We start from the raw sequence: 1452 nt of genomic DNA, 5'->3' as shown, positions 1-1452 counted from the left end.
TATCCCTCTTCTGTCACTCTCCGGGATGAGCAAGTAGTAACTAAGTGAAATTATCCAGAAGCATAACAGGGTTTAAATTGATTCATTGCACTAATTAATTGATTGAATCCCAGCAATAAATTAGAATTTGGAAAAATATGTATCCAGGGATAAATCAACCAAAATAATAATAGTGGTTGGGCAATGAGACGCAAATTATTTAAAGTATTTTTCCATCCAGATTCATGATTCCATTGTTGATGATTAGAAAAATCAGCATCACTATTTTCTTGTAACTCAGGTTCAATTTTACGAGATAAATTTAAGCCTAACAAGGCGGAAGAATTTAAACTAATCATTGTATAAACACAAAAAATAATTTCCCACCATCTATCAATATGTTGAAAATTTGTGAAACGATAATCTGTCCAGCCTAATTCCTGCTTACACTGTCGAAAACCATATTCTACCCAGGTTCTTAATCCATATAAATCACCTAAAGTTTTCTTGAGATTACCTTGAAGATTTGTCATCACAAAAGAAGTAGAATTCTCTGGCATGGTTTCTGGGTCAGTAGTTATTTCCCAGTAAGTTATGGCTCTTTTTTTACCATAAATTATTTCCCTAATGTATCTAATTTCTGATTTCTGATTGCTAAATGTTCTCTCAAATTTACACCACTTATTCGCCCTAACCCTCTGTCCTGCTGGCAGCCAGACTCCATGATTATTTCTTATAGCTACGACATAATCTAATTTATATTCAGCTAGTTTTCTAATAAATTCGCTACTTTCACCATATAAACTATCCGCTAGTACTAATTTAATAGTAAAGCCTGATTCAATTAGCTCTGTAATAATTTCTGATGCTAACTCTATTTTAGTTTTATATTTATCTCCTTCTTTTAGCGTCCCTTTTGGTTTGAATATTTTTACACTTAAAGGAAAAGTTATATTAGAGTAAAGTCCATAAGCATTGACTGAAACTATCCCATTATCGACTTTTCCGACACTCCCTAAATATTGCCTGGTTACATAATCAGTCTTTCTACCTTTTTTCCTGTCTCCTGTTTCATCTATTACTACTGTAATCGCATTGCCATCTAATGCTTTTTTGAGTTTATTTAATCTTCGTTGTTTTAATTCCTCTACCGACCAATCTGAATTAGCTAAAAAATGATGTAATGACTGTGCAGAATTTATACTTACGGCTTTCGCTATCTCTGGTAACGATTTTCTTTTAATTGGTGACATTATTCCCAAATGTAAATATTTGAAGCACTCATAATTTCTTACTTCCTTAAACAGGTCTTTATACTCTGCACAATATTCATCTATAATGGCAACTGTTGGGTGGGCATCTCTTGCCAAATGTTTCAGGATTTGTAATTCTACATCCATTGCCCTGCTTACCTTCCAGAGTTTTTTCTTTTAATCCTTTTATTCAGAATACTCGGAAAGTGACAGAAGAGGG

1 protein-coding gene is annotated in these 1452 nt (G+C 33.1%); it reads right to left on the bottom strand.

From position 1 onward, the window contains the following. Positions 1-50 precede the first annotated feature (50 nt). Positions 51-1379, bottom strand: a complete 1329-nt coding sequence (locus tag G1O98_RS38190) for an IS701 family transposase (RefSeq protein ID WP_163939646.1) — start codon at positions 1377-1379, stop codon at positions 51-53. Positions 1380-1452: the final 73 nt, after the last annotated feature.

The sequence above is a fragment of the Nostoc sp. UIC 10630 genome, from assembly GCF_010747425.1.
Taxonomy (GTDB): Bacteria; Cyanobacteriota; Cyanobacteriia; order Cyanobacteriales; family Nostocaceae; genus Nostoc.
This window is presented reverse-complemented; position numbering and strand designations above follow the sequence as displayed.

Bases quoted from the DNA above. Each gene is read 5' to 3' on its own strand.
- G1O98_RS38190 (WP_163939646.1), bottom strand. From the start codon at position 1,379: ATGGATGTAGAATTACAAATCCTGAAACATTTGGCAAGAGATGCCCAC.